Annotated in this window: 2 protein-coding genes; both read left to right on the forward strand. The window is 60.7% G+C overall.

The genetic code is table 11. The annotated features are described in order from the left end of the window. Positions 1-173 precede the first annotated feature (173 nt). The gene (locus F7Q90_RS25615; protein WP_170317992.1) at positions 174-497 is read left to right on the forward strand and encodes a MobC family plasmid mobilization relaxosome protein; all 324 of its coding nucleotides are present in this window, start codon (positions 174-176) and stop codon (positions 495-497) included. Next, the coding region (gene mbeA, locus F7Q90_RS28185) for a plasmid mobilization relaxase MbeA (protein WP_151161156.1) at positions 487-1,363 on the forward strand (877 nt) is incomplete at its 3' end. The genes F7Q90_RS25615 and mbeA, both read left to right, overlap by 11 nt.

The raw sequence follows: 1,363 nt of genomic DNA on the forward strand, positions 1-1,363 counted from the left end.
TTAAGCCAGTATACACTCCGCTAGCGCTACGTGACTGGTTCAGGGCTGCGCCCCGAAACCCGCTAAAACCACTGACGCGCCTGCGGCTTGTCCAACACCGCGCCGAACGGGAAAAGATTTCCCGCCCGTCCCGGCGTTATCAGGAGGCCGGATTGGCAGACAAACGCAGCAAAATGCTCACCATGTGGGTGACCGAAGATGAGCACCGGCGTCTGCTGGAACGCTGCGATGGTAAACAGCTCGCGGCCTGGATGCGGCAGACGTGCCTGGACGAGAAGCCCGCCCGTGCCGGTAAACTTCCCTCGATCTCGCCGGCGCTGCTTCGTCAGCTTGCGGGCATGGGTAACAACCTCAACCAGATTGCCCGGCAGGTTAACGCCGGTGGAGGCAGCGGAATCGACCGCGTACAGGTTATCGCTTCGCTGATGGCCATCGATGCCGGACTCGAGCGGCTGCGGCACGCGGTGCTGGAAAAGGGGGCTGACGATGATCGTTAAGTTTCATCCACGAGGGCGCGGCAGTGGTGCCGGTCCGGTGGATTATCTGCTGGGAAAAGACCGCCAGCGCGACGGCGCCACCGTTCTGCAGGGGAAGCCGGAGGAAGTCCGGGAGCTTATCGACGCCTCGCCCTATGCAAAAAAATACACCTCCGGCGTGCTGTCTTTTTCCGAACAGGACTTACCGCCCGGCCAGCGTGAAAAGCTGATGGCGAGCTTCGAGCGGGTTCTGATGCCCGGACTCGATAAAGACCAGTACAGCGTGCTGTGGGTTGAGCACCAGGACAAGGGGCGGCTGGAGCTGAATTTCCTTATCCCGAACACGGAGCTGCTGACTGGCAAACGGCTCCAGCCGTATTACGACCGCGCCGACCGTCCGCGCATCAATGCCTGGCAGACCATTGTGAACGGCAGGCTGGGGCTGCACGACCCGAACGCACCGGAGAACCGGCGGGCGCTGGTCACGCCGTCCGCGCTTCCGGAAGCGAAGCAGGAAGCTGCCCAGTCGATTACACGTGGTTTGCTGTCCTTAGCCTCATCCGGGGAGCTGAAAACCCGCCAGGACGTCACTGAGGCGCTGGAAAGCGCAGGTTTTGAGGTGGTGCGCACGACTAAAAACAGTATCAGTATTGCCGGCCCGGACGGGGGGCGAAACATCCGACTCAAGGGAGCCATCTATGAACAGTCTTTTAACGCTGGCGAAGGACTTAGAGCAGAAATCGAAAGTGCAGCAGCAGACTACCGGCGAGATGCTGAAAGCCGCATTCAGCGAGCACGAGAAGTCTGTCAGAGCGGAACTGAGCGAAAGCGAGAAGAGAATCAGCGCCGCCATCCTCGACCACGACCGGAAGCTGTCCTCAGCCATG

The sequence above is a fragment of the Pantoea stewartii subsp. stewartii genome, assembly GCF_008801695.1.
GTDB classification, from domain to species: Bacteria; Pseudomonadota; Gammaproteobacteria; order Enterobacterales; family Enterobacteriaceae; genus Pantoea; species Pantoea stewartii.

What these genes read in the sequence shown, in the direction of transcription:
- F7Q90_RS25615 (WP_170317992.1), top strand. Translation starts at nt 174, where the DNA reads ATGCTCACCATGTGGGTGACCGAAGATGAGCACCGGCGTCTGCTGGAA.